We start from the raw sequence: 18,303 nt of genomic DNA on the forward strand, positions 1-18,303 counted from the left end.
GGACTGCGAAACGATTTGTGGCTGCCGATCCTCGACCGGCGCATGTCGTGGGATACGATCGATCTCGACCGCGAGGACGGTGTGGCGACGATCACCGTCGACCGCCCCGATCGGCTGAACGCGCTCAACACCGACACCCTCGAAGCGCTGGAGGAGGCGTTGGTGGAGGCCCAGGACGCCCGCGCGCTCGTTCTCACGGGAACGGGCGATGACGCGTTCGTCGCGGGCGCGGACATCGCGTACATGGCTGAGCTCTCGGTCGCGGAGGCGCAGGCCTACGCCGAACTCGGCCATCGGGTGACCGACGCGATCGAGACGTTCCCCGCCCCGGTGATCGCCGCGATCAACGGCTACGCCTTCGGTGGTGGCTGTGAGCTCGCGCTTGCCTGTGACCTCCGAGTGGCCGCCGAGAACGCCGTCCTCGGCCAGACCGAGATCGATCTCGGGATCGTCCCTGGCTGGGGCGGGACCCAGCGCCTCTCGCGGCTGGTCGGCGACGAACTCGCCCGCCGGCTGGTGTTCTTCGGCGAGCGCGTCGACGCCCAGGACGCCCACCAGCACGGGCTCGTCGGTGAGGTCGTGGCGCACGACGAACTCGACGATCACGTCGCCGGGATGGCCGCCGAACTCGCCGCAAAGCCGAAACACGCGCTTCAGGCCGCGAAAGAGGCCATGAACCAGGTCCACGAGACACACCAGTCGGCCGGGCTGACCTACGAGCGCCGGGCGTGGAGCGGCCTCTTCGGTACTGACGACCAGCGCGAAGGAATGGCTGCGTTCGTCGAGGATCGAGAACCCGAGTTCGAGTAACAGCGACCATACGACGTTTTGACGGCGATCGTTGGTTTTTGACTGCGGCAGCGGTGCGGTTGCGGTGGCGGGGCGGTTCCTCGGAGGATCGAGGGCGAGGCCCGTAGGGCCGAGGGCTCGGGCGGTGCTGTGCGGGGCGGTTGCGGCGAGCGCCAGCAGTTCTACCGCGAGTGAGCCGTCAGGCGAACGAGCGGCTTTTTTGGTCCAGGTTTTTGGTCGGGGGTTGAGCGCCCGAAGGGCGCGATTCCCCCGTCTAAAAACGTGGGTGGTTAGTCGTCCTGCGGGACGATGTCGCCACCTGGCGCGGCGGTATCGGAGACCGTCTCCTCGACTTGAGTGTAGACGAACACGAGGCCGATCGCCGCGAGCACGGCCCCGAACGCGAAGGGGTAGACGAACCCGAACCCGACGAGAAAGCCGGAGGCGAGCGGGCCGATGGCGACGCCGAGCCCGAACGCCATCGTGAGGATCGAGAGCTGCGTGCCCGACTGACCCTCGCCAGCGAGATCGCCCGCGAGCGCGAGTGCCGGTGCGAACACCATCGCCACCGCCACGCCCTGGCCGAGCCGGACGGCGATCATCAGCAGGGGTTCGGTCACGATCCCTTGAACGAACGTCGTGGGGACGAGCAGGACGAATCCGGCGACGATGAACGGGCGGCGGCCGTAGCGGTCGCTCGCCTGGCCGATCGGAACCTGAAGAACGACGTTCGCGATGACCACGGCGGCGAACTCGACACTGAACAGGAACGGTCCCTGGTCGAGTCGGCTGTTGATCAACTCCTGAAGCGTCGCGAAGAGGCCGATGCCGATGGCCATGAAGAGCGTGGCGAGGCCGAGGGTGAACACCGGATCGAAGAGGTGCTCGCCGGTCGGATCGCGGATCGCCACCGAGAGATCCTCGCCGGCGGCGGCCTCGGTCTCCGGCGGGTCCGAAACCAGCAGCGTCACCAGAGCGAAACTCACCGCCGCGCCGAGAACGGCGACGGCGAACGCAGCCTCGAAGCCGGAAACCGTCGTGCCGAACAGTCGATACGTGACGACGCTCGTCCCGGACAGTCCGCCGGTGATGAGGACGCCGGCGACGATCGGTCCGAGGCCGAAGCCGAGCAGCCGGAAGGTGTTGAACACGCCGAAGTTCTCGCCCCGATCGACCGAGGTCGCGAGCTCGTTCACCAGCGCGACCGTCGCCGGGATGGTGAGCGCCGCGCCGAGTCCCTGGAGCATCCGGAAGGCGACGACCGCGTAGTAGTTGTCGACGAACGCGTAGGCGGCGCTCGCGACCCCGAGCAGTGCGAGTCCGCCGAGGATGAACGGCCGGCGTCGACCGGTTCGATCCGACAGCCGACCAGTGAACGGCTGGCCGAGGCTGTTGAGAAAGCCGAACAGCGAGAGCACGATCCCGATGAGGAGCTCCTCCGACACCGTGATCGGACCCACCTCGATGCCGACCAACCCTTCGATCGGAATCTGCCCGCTGGCGAGATAGAGCGGCAACACCACGATGAGAAAAGAGTTCGCGATCGAGTCGGCCATCCGAGCGAGCGCGAGCACGAGCACCCGGCGGTCGGTGCCGAGGAACGTGGCGCGAAACCACTCCCACAAGCGTCGAAAAACCATCTACCGACGCCACGCCCTGCGAACCTATCACAGTTTGCTTCGTGGCACGGAACCCAGTCGATTTAAACCGCTGAGGAACCAACCGCGAGCGACCGCGCTCAGCGCGTGATTCCATCATGGCAGACGACGAATACGCCGATCTCTTCGAGGAGATCACCGGCGAGACTGGCACCACCGAGTCACAAGAACAGTCCGAGATCATCGACGTCACCGACGCCGAGGACCGGGGCCTGCCGACGACCGACGTCGAGTGTCCCGAGTGTGACAACGACCGCGCGTACTGGTACATGCAGCAGATCCGGGCGGCCGACGAGTCCGAAACCCGGTTTTTCGTCTGTACCGAGTGCGAGCACAGCTGGCGCGAGGACGATCACTAGCCCCCACCTTTTGCTACGCTCCGCTCGCTAACGCTCGCTCCGCTGGCAAAATGTGGATCAAAAGCCGTCGTCACCCCCTTCGGGGGTTCCTCGGCCCGCTCGTTCGCTTTCTTCTCGCGGGCCGAAGGCCCGCTCGAACGGTCAGCGGCGCGTAGCGCCGCTCGACGCTCACTCGCGGTAGAACTGCTGGCGCTCCCCGCAACCGCCCCGCACAGCACCGCCCGAGCCCTTGGCCCTACGGGCCTCGCCCTCGATCCTCCGAGGAACCGCCCCGCCACCGCAACCGCTCCGTCGAAGCCCTCAGCACGCGCTCACTCCGTTCGCTACTCGCTCCCTGCGGTCGCTCGCGCGCTTCGCCCTTCATCCGCCAGGTCCGCACCGCAACCGCACGGCCGCCACCGCAACCACACGACCGCAACCGCACCGCGGCCACCGCCGACCTTCAAGAGCACTCGGCGCGTAGCACCATCACCAATGCCGTCGGTTCCCGACGAACGCCTCGCGGAGGGCGGGTGGGAGCGCGCCGAGGACTCCACCGAGACGGTGTTCCAGCTTTCCGCTGTCCGGGTCGAGGGCCACACGCTCGTCTACGAGGACGCTAACCGGCGCGACGCGATCGAGACGGCGTCCGACGGCGGCCTCGACGGCCCGTGGCGGTTTTTCTTCGCCACGCGACTCACCTTCCGCCCGCCGCTCGCGGCCGGCGTCGGACCGGCGATGATCCGTCCCACCGTGGTCGCCGAAGCGCGCCGCGCGTTCGTCGACAGGCTCGAAGACCGTGGGTTCCGCGCCATCGACCGCAGCCGCACCGAGCGAATGTGGACCGAGAGCGGCGACCGCGCTCGCCTCACGAAGTACACCGCGCGCCACGCCATAGCAACGAGCGACTACGACGGCGAGATCGCGATCGAGGCGTGGCTGGCCGTCTGGATTCACGAGGGATCGTTCCGGATAGCTGGCGGGGCCTACCCAAAACAGGGGTTCGACGCGCTGCTCGCGGTGCTCGGCGTCGAGTACACGTTCGATCCGGCTGCCGACCGTGAGGAACTGCTCGAACTGTTACGGGCCGTCAAGTAGAGCGGCTGTGCGGTCAGCTGTCTCCACAGCCGATCACCGCGTCGACAGCGCCTCGCGGATCGCCGCCGTGAGCGCGCCGTCGGCGCTGACCTGAAGGGGCGCGTCGAGTCGCTCGCCGAGCCGACCGGGACGCGCCTCCGCGCCGAGGACGGCCACGACCGTCCCACGCACCCGCACCACTGCGGTCAGGTCGGCCGCCGCGAGCACCCGCGCCGCCTCAGGAAGCACACCACGCGCTCGCCGAACCAGCGTCGCCGCGACTCCAACCGTCGGCACCGCGACGTGAAGCCGGTCGGTGGCGGCTTCGATCGTGACCTCGTGGCCGTCGATCGACACCGCGAGGTCGGCACTCACGTCGAGCGGCGCGAGGTCCTCGTCAGCGATCGCCACGAGCGCGCGCGAGGCGTTCACGGCTACGGCTCGCGCGTCGTGATCCGAAGCGTTCCGTCGACGTGCCAGTGGGCGTGGTCGGCGTCCTCGCCGGCTTTCGACGGTACTGCGACCTCCATCTCCTCGAACTCGTAGGTGATCTCCGCGCCGCGGCCGGTCAACCGGTCGTAGAGTCCGATCGCGAGTTCGGGCCACGTCGTCGTCTCGTCCAGTCGCTCCTCGGGTTCGGATTCACTCATGGTCCACCTTCGCTCGGGGTGTGACGGGCTTATAGCCCCAGATAACCGAAGAACTGGCCGTTAGTTCCGGCCGAACACGAGATAGCCGGTGTGGCCGACGCCGGCGGTCGAGGGACGGGTGCCGCGCTCGTCGAAATCCATCTCACGCTGGATGGTCTCGTAGGTCTCGACGGCGAGACCGGCCTCGCGGGCACTCTCGACGACCGCGCGAGAATCCTCAACGAACGGCGAGTAGACCGCGAGGAACCCGCCCGGAACCAGCAGCTCCGGCGCGTGCTCGACCACCGCCGGCGCGTCGGCGGTGTCGAGGGTCACGAGATCGAACCCCGAGAGGTCGTCGAGTTCGTCGAGCACGTCACCGGCCCGGACCGCAGCGCTACCTGGCTCGGGAGTCGACTCGGCTTCGTCCTCCGACTCCGCCCCGGCGACGCCGGCGAGCGCCATGTTCTCGCGCGCCACGTCGGCGAACTCGGGGTCCTGTTCATAGGTCACCACCGACGCACCAGCCCGCGCGAGATACGCGGCGAGCACGCCGGTTCCGGTCCCGGCGTCGAGCACGCAATCGCCGGTCGCGACGCCGGTGTGGCCCGCAATCAGCCCGATGTCTCGGGGCATCATCGGTGCGCCGGTGCGATCGAAGTGATTGAACAGGTCGGGGCCGCGGAGCTCCCGCACCCGGAACTCGGTCCCGAGGTGCGTTTCGAGGGCCTCACCGGGCTCGACGTCGTCGGGTACGTCGAGCACGCCGAGATCGGTTTCGAGGGTCTCGCCCGGCTCGCGGAGATACTCGCGGTCGTCGGTGACCAGCAGAACGGCGGTCACTCCAGCCGCGAGACGGCGGCCGCGAGGTCACCGTCAGTCGCTTCGAGTGCCTCGCGCGCGTCGTCCTCGCTCGCGCCGGTACGCTGGGACACGATCCCGACGTCTTCCTCGGGGATCACGTCGCCACCGTTCTCGTCGCCATCGCCGCTGCTCCCGCCGTCGTCGCCGGCTCCGAGCGGCGTCGCCTCTTCGCCACCGCCAGCCGGCCGCGTTTCGGGCTCACCGGTGATGGTGTAGGTCGCCTGGCCCTGGGCGTCCATTCGCTGGACGTCGGGCTGGTCGAAGACGAGCTCCTCGTCGCCGGTGCGGATCACGATCTCTTCGGCATCGAGCTCCTCGATATCGATGCCCATCTGTTCCATCATCTGATTCAGCTTGCGCGGGTTCATCCCGCCGCCTCCTCCGAACATGGCCGACGGGACGGTAGCCAGCGTCTTGTCCCTTCGGGTTCGCCACCGCAGGCTCGGTGTGTCCGACATCGGGCCGCTACCCACGAACGCTGCTCGTAGCAGCGCCGTTTCGGCAGTCGGGGAAGCGATCGCCAGCGAAGCGGAGGGACGGCTGATGCTATCGGTTGCAACAGCGATCGAACGCGCGAAACTCGTGGCAAGCAAGCGCGCCGGTGACCACCGCGAGACCGACGTTCAGCGTCACTACGCCGAACGCGTCGCCCGACAGCAGATAGCCGACCGCAGCGAACCCGAACAGGACGAACAATCCAGTAGCGATCCCGCCCACCACAATCCGCACGATCGGTCGTTCGTGAATCCCGTTCATCTCACATCGACATGGTGAACGCGATCGGAAGATCCGGCTGGAGGACAAGCACACCCACTCCGGCCAGCAAGGCGACGATCCCCGTCGCGATCGCCAGCTCACGTCCCCAGTCGGGCAGGCGTTCGATGGTGGCAAGGCCGGTGAGTGCGACCATCCAGAAGAAGTTCATCTCGCCGAAAAACGGCATGAGCAGGAAGAAGGGGCCGAGACAGATCAACACGCAGCTGATCCCGTGATCGAACCCCTTCTTCAACGCCACCATGACGCCCTGACTGTGCGGGTCGATACGCGCACAGCACGCCCGAAGTCGACACCGCTTGAACGACGAGAGCTGGTACAGACCGGTGAGCACGAGCACGCCGCCGATGACGAGGTGGGTGTGTGCTTGCGTGAACCCGTAGATCCCACCCGGCAGTATCGCGTGGAACCCGAGCGGGATCACGCCGGAGAGCGCCCAGACGAGGTGATAGCTCGCGAGAAACGCCGTCACCGCCGTCGTCGCCCCGACCGCTGACCCCTGGTACGCAGCGGCGTACTCCCGAGTGAATCGGAGCATTGCGGGGTGCATCATCGCCCACATCATCACGCCCCACATCGAGACGTACCCCACGATCGCACCGAGCGTTCCGACGTGGAAAACACCGAGTTCCATCGCCCCCGGCGTAGCCATCGGGATGGCCTGCTCCATCAGCCACGTCATCCCCGGCATCGGGACGTTCCCGTTGTACAGCATGACCCACCAGAGCACGTCGAGGCCGATCATGGCGACCACGGTCGTGGTCGTGCGGTCGAAATCGATCTCGAACTGGCCGACGCCGTTCTTCACCCTGTCCGCGATTTCGGTACTGACACTCATGATTGGATAGTGAACGAACTGCTGATTCCTGTTCGAACAGCGCGGCTCCGGCTACTCCGCGACGCTGTAGCCGTGCTCGGCGATCGCCTGCCGAACGCGGTCTTCCATCCCCGACTCGCCGCGCGCGACGAGCGTGTTCGTTGGCGAGTCAGTCTCGACGGTCGCGATGCCTTGCAAGCTGGTAACCCCTTCTCGGAGCATGTTTTCACAGCCTCGGCAGTTCATATCGGCTACTTGGAAGGTGTATTCCACCATGCGCGTTCGGCGAGAGGTCTACCAACAACTTAACGGGACGACACGTTGTGGAAAGTTCGTCTATCGTTCTACAGCGACGATCGCGGATTCCGAGCACCGTTCGGGACACGATCGAAACCCGATCTCGTCGGCGCTGACGTGTCGGCGGCTCCAACCCACGATCGTAGGTGTGCTCGAAAATTCGACGAAGGGAACGCCGAGCGTCCTCGCTTGTGGCCCCCTCGATCACCCGCCAACGAACTGGTTTCGACCCGTGCGAACCGGCTGTTCGGTACGATTCTCCGGTAGACGACATCGACGAAACGTTTTTTGCCCGGAGTATTCTACGGATTTATCGCATGCCCGAGCCGGACGACGCGCTCCCGTCGGGGCGCGGATGACGTCCCACCGACCAGCACGGGGTCGTGCGTGGATTCATCGGGCGCACCACGGCGTTGCGAGGGAAATCAGACGAGCCATCGAGCGCGAACAATCACCGCGGCTCGATACAAGCTCAGGCCACGACTTTTCGCTGTGAACACGGCTGGGATACTGCGTCCCGCCGGGCTGCAGCGGTTTCTTTCGATCAGTAGTGAGTACAACCATGATTGGGGAAGACGCGTTTTGTCCGAAGACCGGGGCATCGCTTTCCGACGAGCAACAGTACGACGACCAGGGACGGCCACGGCGCGTCGTCACCGCCGACGAGCAGTCGCTGGCGTCCGCGACGGCAGGCGAGTTCACCACTGGCGCGGCTCGATCGTCGAAGGCCGCGCTGTTCAACCGGTTTCGACGGTGTCACGCCACCCATCACCCGACCGACGACGCGCTCTACCGGAAGGCGGCGCTCGCACTCGCGCGGCTCAAACGAACCGCCGAGGGCACCGAATCGTGGGACGTTCACGTCTGGTACGCCCTCCAAAAGCGGCTGGCTGCGGCCGGCTACGACGTCGACTGGATGCACGCCCACGCCGAACCGCGGTGTCCACACTGTCACGGCCGACTCCGCTACGAGGAGTACGCCGACGACGTGACCGCTCGCTGTGTGACCGACTGTGGCACCGGTATCGACCAACTGTCCGCAATCAGGGAAACGATCGCCGATCTGCACGCCCGTGCGTTCGACGAAGCCGTTGCGCCCGCCGACCTCCTCCAGTTTTGACGACCGTCAGCGCTCGCTTTCAGGCCTGCTCACGGCGCACACCCGCTGTTGACTCCGTCTTCGTGACGGCAGCGTTCGCCCGAAGCGCTCCCATCGCCTCGGCAGCCACGTGTCACGACACACAATTTCTCTAGTCTATGACTAGAAAAACCGAAGTTGTCGGCGGACGCGGTGGTAGCTACCGATGGGAATCCGCGAAACACCACCGGAAGACCTCGCCGAGCGCGAACTGTTCGCCGAATTCGTCGAACTCCTCGACGAGTCGGCCGAGTCGGAGGCGGGATACAGTGAGGCGCGACTCCGCGCCCGACGCGCGGATCTCCTCGCGGAGATCGGCGACCGGCTGGAGGCGCTCGAAGCCGCGAGATCGCTCATCGGCGGGACCGGACCCGAGCCCGAACCAGCGCCGCGACACGAACCCGAAGTCAACTGAGCGCCGCGATCGCACGCCGATCCGGTGGTCGGTAACGGGGAACAGTCGCCCCGACGAGCGACGACGGCAGCGCTCTCCGGCAGCACAGACTACCGTGCTGTACGATCTGGTGTCCTTTTCTCCGCCGGCGATCGATCGTCGGTCACGGAGCGACGCCGGACGACGCGCCCACGGCGGGCGTGGATGACCTCCGCGGCCGACAGCCTCGCAGCCGCCGGGTTTCGATCACAGCGGACCGCCGATCGACCGACGGTGCTGACCGAAGGCGAGGGTACTCGCGGACGTGACCCGACCGGCGTCCCGTTTCGTTATCGATGATCACGACGCTGCTCTTGGTATGCTGGTGGTATCGACGACGAACCGCTTGCGACCGCGACGACCACGAGAGCGATGTGCCGCCCGCCGTTCGATAGCGGCCATCGTTTCGACGTTCTCGACTGCTGGACTCATCACCGATAGCTCTCGCTGAAATGGAAACGACCCACCGATACGCTCGAACGGACGTCGACCGTCAACCGACGTCCCTGACAGGTTGGATCGCTATCGAACTCGTCTCGACGCATCGCCCGCAACGTGGAGGTGTGGGCTGAGATGGCCCGCAAGGACATGCGGCTGGTCGAGATCATCACGATGTCCGAAAGCACCCGCGAGACGGTGCTCGACGTGCTCGACGCGAACGATCTCGACTACACGGTCTCCGACCACACCGACGATCCTGATACGTCGGCAACGATCTCGTTCCCGCTGCCGTCACACACCGTCGAACCGATCCAGAACGAGCTCGCGGCGCTCGATCTCGGCGAGGACATGTACACCGTCGTGGTCGAGCCCGAGACGATCACCTCGGATCGACTGGGCGAGTCAGACGACCTCTACAAGCAGGTCGAAGGGCTCGGCCATCAGGGGATCTCACGGAGCGAGCTCCACTCGAAGGCGGCCGATCTCATCCCCGACCTCGTGATCTACTCGCTGATGACCGCGATCAGCGCGGTGGTCGCCACAGCGGGGGTGATGCTCGAATCGACTGCCGTGTTGGTCGGCTCGATGGTGATCGCACCGCTGATCGGGCCGCCGATGGCGACCAGCGTGGCGACGGTCATCGACGACCAGAAACTCTTTGCTCGGAGCCTGAAGTTCCAAGCGATCGGCGGGGTGGTGGCGATCGCCAGCGCGGTCGGATTTGCCCTCTTGATCCGCTCGACCCAGTTCATTCCCACGGGATTGAACGTCGATCGGGTGCTCCAGCTCAGCAACCACACCGCGCCGAGCTTCCTGCTAGTGGTGATCGCGCTGAGCGCGGGCTTTGCGGGCGCGATCAGCCTCTCGACCAGCGCGACCATCGGGCTCGTGGGGGTGATGATCGCCGCCGCCGTGATCCCGCCGCTCGGGGTCGTCGGCGTCGGGATCGCGTGGGGACGACCGACCGCCGTTCTCGGCTCCGCCGCCGTCGTCCTCCTCAACATCCTCTCGATCAACCTCGCCGCGATCATCTGCCTCTGGTATCTCGGCTACCACCCACAGAGCTGGTCGGAGCTCCGGAAAGCCCGGAGCACGATGCTGCGGCGGGTGATCGTGCTCGCGACCGCGGTGATCGTGCTCGCGACCTTCCTCGCGCATCTCGCGACCGGCACGCTAGCCGGCCTCGCCGGACTGCTCCTGTAACCATGACCGATGACACTGTGCCTGACGAAACCGACGACAGCGACGGCAACGAACCGACCGGCGACGCCGAACCAACCGATAACAACGAATCGATCGACACCGAACCGAGCGACGACAGCACCGACGGCGTCCTCGGGACCATCGTGCCGGCACTTCGGCCGGTGGTGGCGTTCGTCGTGCGGTTCGTCTGGATCGTCGGCCGGTTGCTGGTCGCCGGCGGCCGGATCGCGATCACGTATCTCACCGACCGCGAACGTCGAATCGGCGCACGGAGATGGCTCCTACTCGAAGGCAACCGCTGGGCGATCGTCGGCGGGCTCGTGGCGAGCGTGTTCGTCGTGGCGCTGATCGGTGGCCTCACCGACGTCGTTGGGATCGCCAAGGCGGGGTTCGTCACGAGCCTGTTCGGCGGGATCATCTCGGGGCTGTTCTCGTTCGTGCCGATAGTGGTCGCGGTCAACCAGCTCACGATCTCCGAACTGTTCGGCACGCCCGATCGGCTGCGCGAGCGCATCGAGAGCGTCCGGGCGTTCCGGGGGACGGTCGAGGAACGCCTTCCCGACGTAGCCGTGAGCCCGACCGATCCGGGGGCCTTCCTCGCGGTCGCCGCCCGGGTGCTGTCGCGGGAGGCGGAGTCGCTGCGCGAGGCAGGGGTCGAGAGCGGCGACGCGGGGTTGCGCGAACGGGTCGACGAGTACGTCGAGGGGGTGATCGGACAGGTCGAGCAGCTCACAGCCCGAGCCGACGAGGAAAACCTCCCACTCATCGACGTGTTGCTGCCGATGATGGGCGATGGCTACGCCGAGAACATCAACGCCGCGCGACGCATCCAGAGTGAGTCCGCCGACGCGCTCACTGCACGTGCGGACACCCTCCTCGACGATCTCCGCGAGATGTACCGTGGACTGTCGATTCTCAGACAGTACTACAAGGCGCTGTACATCCAACAGGAGCTCGCACGACTCTCGCGGCTCATCGTGTATTCCGGCCTCAGTGCGTTTCTGGTCTCGGCGTTCCTCATTCTGATCTTCGCCGACGGCGCACCGCCGAGCGGTCACGGTCCCGGGATGGTGGTGTTCGTGAGTATGGCGCTCGCGGTCGCGTTCGCCCCGTTCGCCGTGCTGTTCTCCTTTATCCTCCGGATCGCCACGATCGCGAAGCGCACGGCGTCGCCCGGCGCGTTCACGCCGCGCGGTGAGACGCCGGACTATCGCCAGGAGGAGTGGTGAGTCGGGGGTGTATCGATGACGCACGATGACTCGACCACGCCGACCCGGACGCGCCGCTGCTCCAGACGGAGCGTGCTCGCGTTCGCGGGGAGCGCGGTCACAGTTGGACTCGCTGGTTGTCTGACGGGCAACTCGACGGCGGCCCACGGCTGGCAGCGCGTCGACTCGCCGACCGGGAAGGCGCTCCACGACGTGGTGTTCTCGACTGAGGGCCCCGTCGCAGCCGGCGAGAGCGGCCGTGTGCTCGCCCGGAGCGACGACGACTGGGAGACTGTCGTCGAGAGCGGGCCGGGTGGAGCGAGCAACGGACTCACCGGCGCGGCCGTCACGAACGACGGCGAGCGCGTATGGGTGTGCGGCGACAGCGGCGCGGCGGGCTACTACGATGTCGCGGACGACGAACTGACCGACCGCTCGGCCCCGAAGGAGAAGACGAGTTCGTGGGCGGACGTCGCGGTCGTCGGCCAAGCTGGCGTTGAGCGAATCTCGCTTATCAATGGCTCCGGCGAACTCCTCGTTGGCCGCAACCAGCAGGGAACCATCCAGTGGAGCGAGGTCACGAAACCCACCGACGGCGACAGCGTCAACGCCATTACCATGCGGGGATCGACCGGCTATCTCTGTGACACCAACGGTAACGTCTCCCGAAAGCGATCCGACGGCGGGTGGCGCTCGATCGGAATCGACGACGTGAGTGCCGGTATTCACGACGTCGCGACCCTCGACGCCGACACCGTGACAGCCGTCGCCGACGACGGATCGATCTTCCTCTACAACGGGTTCAACTGGATCTCGGTCGCGTCGGTCGAGAACGCGCTCCACGCGGTCGATCGACGGGACGGCCGCGGAGCCGCGGTCGGCCCCGGCGGGACGGTCGTCACCGTCGACGGCAACGAGTGGTCGGCGGCCGATACATCCGTGTCGAAGACGCTTCACGGCGTCGCGCTCGGTACGGTCGAGTACTCCGACGTCGCCGTGGGGGCCGACGGTACGATCCTCGAGAACTTCCAGTGATGACGGCGGCCGAACCGATGGAACCGCGCGACCGATCGGTACCGTCGATCCCGAATAAACTCGATAGGACAGATAATCTCACAGAGGGAATGATTTATTACACCGTAGAATATACGGAAGCATGCACGCCCACCTGGGGTGACGCGTCCGGGAACCGGACGTGGATGAGCCCCGGGACGATGGCCAGTAGTTTCTACGGCGAGACGGAACCGCTTCGAGCGGGTTCGGCCCGTTCCTGTCGACTGATCCTCCCGAGCCTCGGGCGTGTTCAGGCCTCGGCCGAACCGCTGCGAACACCGAGACAACACCTCGACGACTTGGGACTCATCGAACCATAGCCACGATCATGTCAGTCACTGCTTCGTTCGCCGATGCGCTCCGCCTCGTCGCCCGGATGACCTGGGAGACGTGGTGGGCACTCGTGCTCGGGTTCACCCTCTCGGGCGTAGTCGAGGTGTTCGTGAGCGAGGAGCGGATGACCCGACTGCTCGGCGACGACGGCTGGCGCGAGGTCGCGCTCGGTTCGGCGTTCGGGGCGGCCTCGTCGAGCTGTTCGTACTCCGCGGCCGGGACGAGCAAATCGTTGTTCAAGAAGGGTGCGTCGGGCGTCGCGAGCCTCGGAGCTTTCCTGTTCGCGAGCACCGACCTCGTGATCGAGCTCGGGCTCGTGATGTGGGTCCTGCTGGGCTGGGAGTTCGTGGTCGGCGAGTATCTCGGCGGCGTGATCGCGATCTGCGTGCTCGCCGTGATCTTCCGAAACGTCGTCCCCCAGCGCTGGTTCGACGCCGCGCGCGAGCATCTCCACGACGTCGAGGAGACGAGTTGCGACGCCTGCGGGATGGAGGCCGATCCGACCGACGAGGAGACGATCGCCGCCGAAACCACCGGCGGAACGAAGTACTTCTGCTGTGGTGGCTGTCGGCGTGCCTACGAGAGCCAGCACGGCGAGACGGGAGGTTCAGCAGTCTCGTGGACCGAGAAGTTGTTCACCGTCGACGGCTGGGACGCCGCCTGTAAGAAGACGGTGAAGGACTGGGAGATGCTCTGGGAGGACATCGCGTTCGGGTTCGTTCTCGCGGGGCTGATCGGCGCGTTCGTCCCCGAGGCGTGGTGGGCGGCGCTGTTCGGTGCCGAGACCGGGCTTCAACCCGTGGTGTTCGACACGGTGATCGCGGTCGTCATCGGCGTGGTGACGTTCATGTGCTCGGTCGGCAACGTGCCGTTCGCGCTCGTGCTCTGGACCAACGGACTCCCGTTCGGGAGCGTGCTCGCGTTCATCTACGCCGACCTCATCATCCCGCCGCTGGTGCGGACCTACCGGCGGTACTACGGGGCGCGGATGGCCGCCGTGCTGTTCGCCTCGCTGTTCGTCGCGGCGGTCGTCGCGGGCGTGGCCGCTCACTACCTCCTCGGCGGGCTCGGACTCGTCCCGCCACGAACCGAGGTCGGCGGCACGCTCTCGGGCGGGTACACCACGACGCTGAATCTCGTGCTCACCCCGGTGTTCCTCGCGCAGGTGTACGTCACCTACGGTCCCGAACGGATGGCGAGGGCAGTCCGTGGGCTCCCCCGAACCGCGTGGCGCGGGTTCGAGACGGTACTCGACGCGACCGATCTCCTCGTGCAGACGGCCGGCGCGTTTCTCGCCGACCTCGGCGACGCGGGCCGGACGCTCGGTGCGGGCGTGCGTTCGATCGGCGCGGGGATCGTGACCATCGGCGGCGCGTTCCGGATGGCGCTCGGAGCCGTGCGCGCCGCCTGCTCGACACTCTACACGGAGGGGCGAAACCTCCGGTAGGACGACGTTCGCCGACCGATCTGCAGCCGGACGTACCGAACACCGACCACCCACTTCACCGACACACGACAATGACGAACGACACTGAATACCCATCGCTTGCACAGCTCCGCGAAACCGTTCACGACGCAATCGAACGTCTCAGGGACGCGTTCGAGCAACCCGACTGATCGCCGGACGTTCCTGACGACCTCACGATCGCGAACGGTACTTCGACCATCGCGACCGATTCTCACAGAATGCTCTCTCACTCCCGCACGAACCACCGATGACGAGCGACAGTACCACCGCACCCCGGACCGACGCCAGCGTTTTCGAGGGAAACGTGGCTGGCGACGCTGCGGCGTCGGTGGCAGTCGTCGCGTTCAACGTTGCACTCTACACCGCGATCCGATACGCCCCGGAGTACCTCCGACTGCTCGGCAACGGACCGATCGTCATCGGTCTGTTCGGGAGTAGCGCAACCCTGCTCGCGGTGACCGTCCCCCGTCTCGGCTCGGTGGCCGAGCAGCTGGGTTCGAGCGCGGCCCCCGTCGTGGGGGCTCTCGCCTCGCTCGGGGTGGTCTGCTGGCTGGTCGCGCCGCAGCTCGGCCCGACTGACGGTCTGCGCTCCGTGGCGCTGGTGTTCGTCGGCCTCGCGCTGATCGAGTCGTGGCAGGCCGTCGGGCCGGAGACCGCCGCCACGATCGGCGTGGTTCCACAGCGGATCCGTGATCGCGTCCCGCAGGTGATTCGCCACGCGCGGACGCCACGGTACGTCGCGCTGCTCGCCGGCCTGCCGATCGCCGTCGGCTTTCTGACCCTGATCTCGCCAGCGATCACGGCGATCCAGGTCGTGCTCGGCCTCGCGGCCGCGATCGGACTGACGACGACCGTGCTCCTCGCGGTGCTCGACGAGGACGAGATTCCGGCTGCGAGCGCGAATTCGACGACGGAGAACGGTCGCTCCGACGGTGTGACCGACGGCGAGACGGCGGACGACGAAACGATGGAAGACGGATGGATCGCTATCCGTGACGAGCCGATCCGATCCGCGCTCGATTCGCTGCGCTCGCTGCCGCGATCGGTCCGCCAGCCCCTCGTCGGCGACGCGCTCGTGGAGTTCGCGGTCGGGATGGTCTCGGTGTTTCTTGTGATCACCGTCACGAGCGTGCTCAAAATCGACGTCACGCTGTTCGGCCACCGGCTCCGGCCCGACGCGTTCTTCAGTGTGTGTCTGATCGCCGAGATGAGCGTCGCACTCGTTGCCACCGGACCGCTGACGCGGCTCACCAGTCGAATCGGCCGCGAGCGCGTCGTCGCCGGCACTCTCCTCGTCGGAGCGTTGTTTCCGATCGCGCTGGTCAGCGCGCCCGCGAACGCGGCCATCGTCGCCGGTCTGTTCGCGGCGTTCGGGCTGTATCGTGCAGGTCTCCCGACCCGCCATGCGTTCGTCGATTCGATCACAACGGGGGATGACACGACGACGGAGACTGGCGCCGCGAACGACATCTCGGACGATCGTCGCGGCTACCGAACGGTACGGGCCGCGTTGCGCGTTCCGAGCGCTCTCGTCGGTGGCGTGCTGTACGCCGTGAGCCCGACGCTCGCGTTCGGTCTCGCGACGGTCGTCGGCGCGGTCGGCGTCCGTGAACTCCTCGTGGGCGTGACGCGACTCGGTGGCGAATCCACCGACACCGGATAACGAGCGTTCAGTATGGCAGGACCACCCACCGACCGAACGACCGACGACCGCGAGAAACTTCGCGGTGCGCTCAGGTGGGTTACCACCGTCGATCACGAGGATATCGGGCTGCTGTATCTCGTTTTCGGGACCACAGCCGGGCTGCTCGGTGGCTTCGACGCGATGTTGCTCAGAACCGGGCTCCTCACCCCGTCGGCCGACGTCTGGGGGCCCGAGACCTACAACGAGCTGTTCACCACCCACGGCCTGACGATGCTCTTTCTCTTCGCGACCCCGGTCGCCTTTGGACTGGCGAACTACGTGGTGCCGTCGCTGATCGGCGCTGACGACATGGCGTTCCCGCGGGTCAACGCGACCGCGTTCTGGCTGCTCCCCGCGGCGTTCGTCCTCATGCGCGCCGGCATCGTCGCCGATCTGCTCGGCATCGCCGACATTCACCCACCGGCGACCGGCTGGACGCTCTACCCGCCGCTGTCGCGACGCGCCCCGAACGTCGATCTCGATCTCGTGTTGCTCGGGCTCCACTTGAGCGGCGTCAGCACGCTCCTGAGTGCGGGCAACTTCGTCGTGACGATCGTCACCGAGCGCGCCGATTTGGTCGGGTGGCACAGGCTGGACATCTTTTCGTGGACGGTGCTCACCACGAGCGGGCTCGTCCTGTTCGCGTTTCCGGTGCTCGGGAGCGCGGTCGTCATGTTGCTGCTCGATCGCAACCTCGGGACGACCTTCTTCGCGGTCGAAGCGGGCGGCCCGCTCCTCTGGCAGCATCTGTTCTGGTTCTTCGGCCATCCCGAGGTGTACATCCTCGCGCTCCCGCCGATGGGCCTGCTCAGCCACATCATCCCGAAGTTCACCGGGCGGAAGCTGTTCGGTTTCCAGTTCGTGGTCTACTCGACGCTGGCGATCGGGGTGCTCGCCTTCGGTGTGTGGGCTCATCACATGTTCACGACCGGGATCGATCCCCGGCTCCGAGCGAGCTTCATGGCGGTCTCGCTCGCGATCGCGCTGCCGAGCGCGGTCAAGACGTTCAACTGGATCGCCACCATGTGGGGCGGCACGATCCGATTGACCGCACCGATGCTGTTCTGTGTCGGCGCGATCGGGAACTTCATCATCGGCGGCGTCACCGGTGTGTTCCTGGCTTCGGTGCCCGTCGATCTGCTGTATCACGGCACGTACTACGTCGTCGGTCACTTCCACTTCGTGCTCGTCGGGATGGTGGTGTTCGCGCTGTTCGCGGCGTGTTATTACTGGTTCCCGCTCCTGACGGGCCGGCTGTTCGATCCCGGCCTCGCCCGTGCGCATTTCTGGCTGACGACGATCGGGGTGGTGATCGCTTTCCTCGCCATGCTGGTCGCCGGGATGGGCGGGCTGCCGCGACGGATGGCGTCCTATCCTGTCCGGTTCGCCACCACCCAGCAGCTCGCCACTCTCGGGGCGTACCTGATCGGGTTCGGTCAGGTGCTCTGGCTGTGGAATATATTGGTTTCGTGGCGCACAGGACGAATCGTCGAGACCGCCGACATCTGGAACCTGAAGGCAAGCGGGGCGTTCACCCGGGAGTGGCAGCGGTTCGAGCAGCGTCTGGAAGAGGCCGAATCCCGTCCCGATTCGGCGGCGACAACTGCGGATGACAAGCGTGCGTAGCAGCGATTCCACCGTGTTCGGTAGCCAGGCCGACCGCCGGGTTCGAGTCCCGGTCGCGGCGTCGACGGCGCGAGCCGTCGTGATTGCCATGTCCGTGTACGACACCACCAGCGATACCGACGAACCGGCACCCGACCTTCCGGACGAACCACAGCCCCTCGCCGAACTGACGGGGTTCCAGCGCGACGTGCTGTTCGTCGTCGTCAGCCTCGACGGGACGAATCCGAATGGCGTGGAGATCAAGCGCGAGCTCCGCGAGGCATACGACGAGGAGATCAACCACGGTCGGCTCTACCAGAACCTCCGCGAACTCGTCGACGAGGGCCTGGTCGAGAAGCGTCCGGTCGACGGGCGGACGAACGCCTACCGCGCGAGCGCGGCGGCACGGGAGTACCTCGAAGCCCACACCGCGTGGAGCGAGTGGTGTCTTCTCGATGGCCCTGGTGAGGCAGCCTGAACTGGGGGCCAACGAT

At 66.4% G+C, this 18,303-nt stretch carries 20 protein-coding genes; 13 read left to right on the forward strand and 7 right to left on the reverse strand.

The features are described 5' to 3' along the window. Positions 1 to 42: 42 nt before the first annotated feature. Positions 43 to 810 (forward strand): enoyl-CoA hydratase-related protein, encoded by a 768-nt coding sequence (locus PHA81_RS01195; RefSeq protein WP_005046015.1) that lies wholly within the window; start codon positions 43 to 45, stop codon positions 808 to 810. A gap of 269 nt (positions 811 to 1,079) precedes the next feature. Here PHA81_RS01195 and PHA81_RS01200 read toward each other — a convergent pair whose 3' ends face one another. Then, positions 1,080 to 2,429 carry an MFS transporter gene (locus tag PHA81_RS01200; RefSeq protein WP_005046014.1) on the reverse strand — a complete coding sequence of 450 codons (1,350 nt, stop codon included), beginning with the start codon at positions 2,427 to 2,429 and terminating at the stop codon, positions 1,080 to 1,082. Between the two features lie 116 nt (positions 2,430 to 2,545). Here PHA81_RS01200 and PHA81_RS01205 point away from each other — a divergent pair, with 116 nt between their 5' ends. After that, a complete protein-coding gene (locus tag PHA81_RS01205; protein ID WP_005046012.1) occupies positions 2,546 to 2,806 on the forward strand; it encodes a transcription factor TFIIS in 261 nt (86 codons plus the stop codon). Between the two features lie 474 nt (positions 2,807 to 3,280). Continuing rightward, positions 3,281 to 3,883 (forward strand): hypothetical protein, encoded by a 603-nt coding sequence (locus PHA81_RS01210; protein ID WP_005046010.1) that lies wholly within the window; start codon positions 3,281 to 3,283, stop codon positions 3,881 to 3,883. Between the two features lie 33 nt (positions 3,884 to 3,916). Here PHA81_RS01210 and PHA81_RS01215 read toward each other — a convergent pair whose 3' ends face one another. Genes PHA81_RS01215 through PHA81_RS01230 form a run of 4 tightly spaced genes read right to left on the reverse strand, consistent with a single transcriptional unit; the run spans position 3,917 to position 5,744 of the window. Then, positions 3,917 to 4,294 (reverse strand): hypothetical protein, encoded by a 378-nt coding sequence (locus tag PHA81_RS01215; RefSeq protein ID WP_005046008.1) that lies wholly within the window; start codon positions 4,292 to 4,294, stop codon positions 3,917 to 3,919. Between the two features lie 2 nt (positions 4,295 to 4,296). Continuing rightward, entirely contained in the window at positions 4,297 to 4,512 is a 216-nt protein-coding gene (locus tag PHA81_RS01220) for a hypothetical protein (RefSeq protein ID WP_005046005.1), read from the reverse strand. Between the two features lie 60 nt (positions 4,513 to 4,572). Beyond that, positions 4,573 to 5,334 carry a methyltransferase domain-containing protein gene (locus tag PHA81_RS01225; protein WP_005046002.1) on the reverse strand — a complete coding sequence of 254 codons (762 nt, stop codon included), beginning with the start codon at positions 5,332 to 5,334 and terminating at the stop codon, positions 4,573 to 4,575. Continuing rightward, entirely contained in the window at positions 5,331 to 5,744 is a 414-nt protein-coding gene (locus PHA81_RS01230; RefSeq protein ID WP_005046000.1) for a nascent polypeptide-associated complex protein, read from the reverse strand. The genes PHA81_RS01225 and PHA81_RS01230 overlap by 4 nt, the downstream gene beginning before the upstream one ends. Before the next feature lie 58 nt (positions 5,745 to 5,802). Here PHA81_RS01230 and PHA81_RS01235 point away from each other — a divergent pair, with 58 nt between their 5' ends. Further along, a complete protein-coding gene (locus PHA81_RS01235; protein ID WP_161606978.1) occupies positions 5,803 to 6,129 on the forward strand; it encodes a hypothetical protein in 327 nt (108 codons plus the stop codon). On the opposite strand, the gene PHA81_RS01240 is transcribed toward PHA81_RS01235, so the two are convergent. Both PHA81_RS01240 and PHA81_RS01245 read right to left on the reverse strand, forming a co-directional pair. Next, entirely contained in the window at positions 6,113 to 6,967 is an 855-nt protein-coding gene (locus PHA81_RS01240; RefSeq protein WP_005045996.1) for a DUF2182 domain-containing protein, read from the reverse strand. The two genes, PHA81_RS01235 and PHA81_RS01240, sit on opposite strands and share 17 nt — an antisense overlap. A 51-nt stretch (positions 6,968 to 7,018) precedes the next feature. Continuing rightward, entirely contained in the window at positions 7,019 to 7,222 is a 204-nt protein-coding gene (locus PHA81_RS01245) for a heavy-metal-associated domain-containing protein (protein ID WP_005045993.1), read from the reverse strand. Positions 7,223 to 7,805: 583 nt separating this feature from the next. Here PHA81_RS01245 and PHA81_RS01250 point away from each other — a divergent pair. The 9 genes from PHA81_RS01250 to PHA81_RS01290 all read left to right on the forward strand — a co-directional run bounded on the left by PHA81_RS01250 (position 7,806) and on the right by PHA81_RS01290 (position 18,287). Next, positions 7,806 to 8,363, forward strand: coding sequence for a hypothetical protein (locus PHA81_RS01250; RefSeq protein WP_005045989.1), 558 nt, complete (start codon positions 7,806 to 7,808; stop codon positions 8,361 to 8,363). A 184-nt stretch (positions 8,364 to 8,547) separates the two neighbouring features. Continuing rightward, complete coding sequence (locus PHA81_RS01255; protein ID WP_005045986.1) at positions 8,548 to 8,796, forward strand: hypothetical protein; 249 nt, start codon at positions 8,548 to 8,550, stop codon at positions 8,794 to 8,796. Between the two features lie 591 nt (positions 8,797 to 9,387). Beyond that, a complete protein-coding gene (locus PHA81_RS01260) occupies positions 9,388 to 10,458 on the forward strand; it encodes a TIGR00341 family protein (RefSeq protein WP_005045983.1) in 1,071 nt (356 codons plus the stop codon). 2 nt (positions 10,459 to 10,460) lie between these two features. Further along, on the forward strand, positions 10,461 to 11,687 hold the full coding sequence (locus tag PHA81_RS01265) for a hypothetical protein (protein WP_005045981.1): 1,227 nt from the start codon (positions 10,461 to 10,463) through the stop codon (positions 11,685 to 11,687). A 15-nt stretch (positions 11,688 to 11,702) separates the two neighbouring features. Further along, on the forward strand, positions 11,703 to 12,701 hold the full coding sequence (locus tag PHA81_RS01270) for a hypothetical protein (protein WP_005045980.1): 999 nt from the start codon (positions 11,703 to 11,705) through the stop codon (positions 12,699 to 12,701). 346 nt (positions 12,702 to 13,047) lie between these two features. Continuing rightward, positions 13,048 to 14,499 carry a permease gene (locus PHA81_RS01275; protein WP_005045977.1) on the forward strand — a complete coding sequence of 484 codons (1,452 nt, stop codon included), beginning with the start codon at positions 13,048 to 13,050 and terminating at the stop codon, positions 14,497 to 14,499. Between the two features lie 268 nt (positions 14,500 to 14,767). Continuing rightward, complete coding sequence (locus tag PHA81_RS01280) at positions 14,768 to 16,183, forward strand: hypothetical protein (RefSeq protein ID WP_005045975.1); 1,416 nt, start codon at positions 14,768 to 14,770, stop codon at positions 16,181 to 16,183. Positions 16,184 to 16,195: 12 nt separating this feature from the next. Next, positions 16,196 to 17,830 carry a cbb3-type cytochrome c oxidase subunit I gene (locus tag PHA81_RS01285; protein WP_005045973.1) on the forward strand — a complete coding sequence of 545 codons (1,635 nt, stop codon included), beginning with the start codon at positions 16,196 to 16,198 and terminating at the stop codon, positions 17,828 to 17,830. Further along, positions 17,814 to 18,287, forward strand: a complete 474-nt coding sequence (locus PHA81_RS01290; RefSeq protein ID WP_005045971.1) for a helix-turn-helix transcriptional regulator — start codon at positions 17,814 to 17,816, stop codon at positions 18,285 to 18,287. Before PHA81_RS01285 ends, PHA81_RS01290 begins: the two co-directional genes overlap by 17 nt. Positions 18,288 to 18,303: the final 16 nt, after the last annotated feature.

This window comes from Halococcus sp. PRR34 (genome assembly GCF_028617175.1).
Lineage (GTDB): Archaea > Halobacteriota > Halobacteria > Halobacteriales > Halococcaceae > Halococcus > Halococcus salifodinae.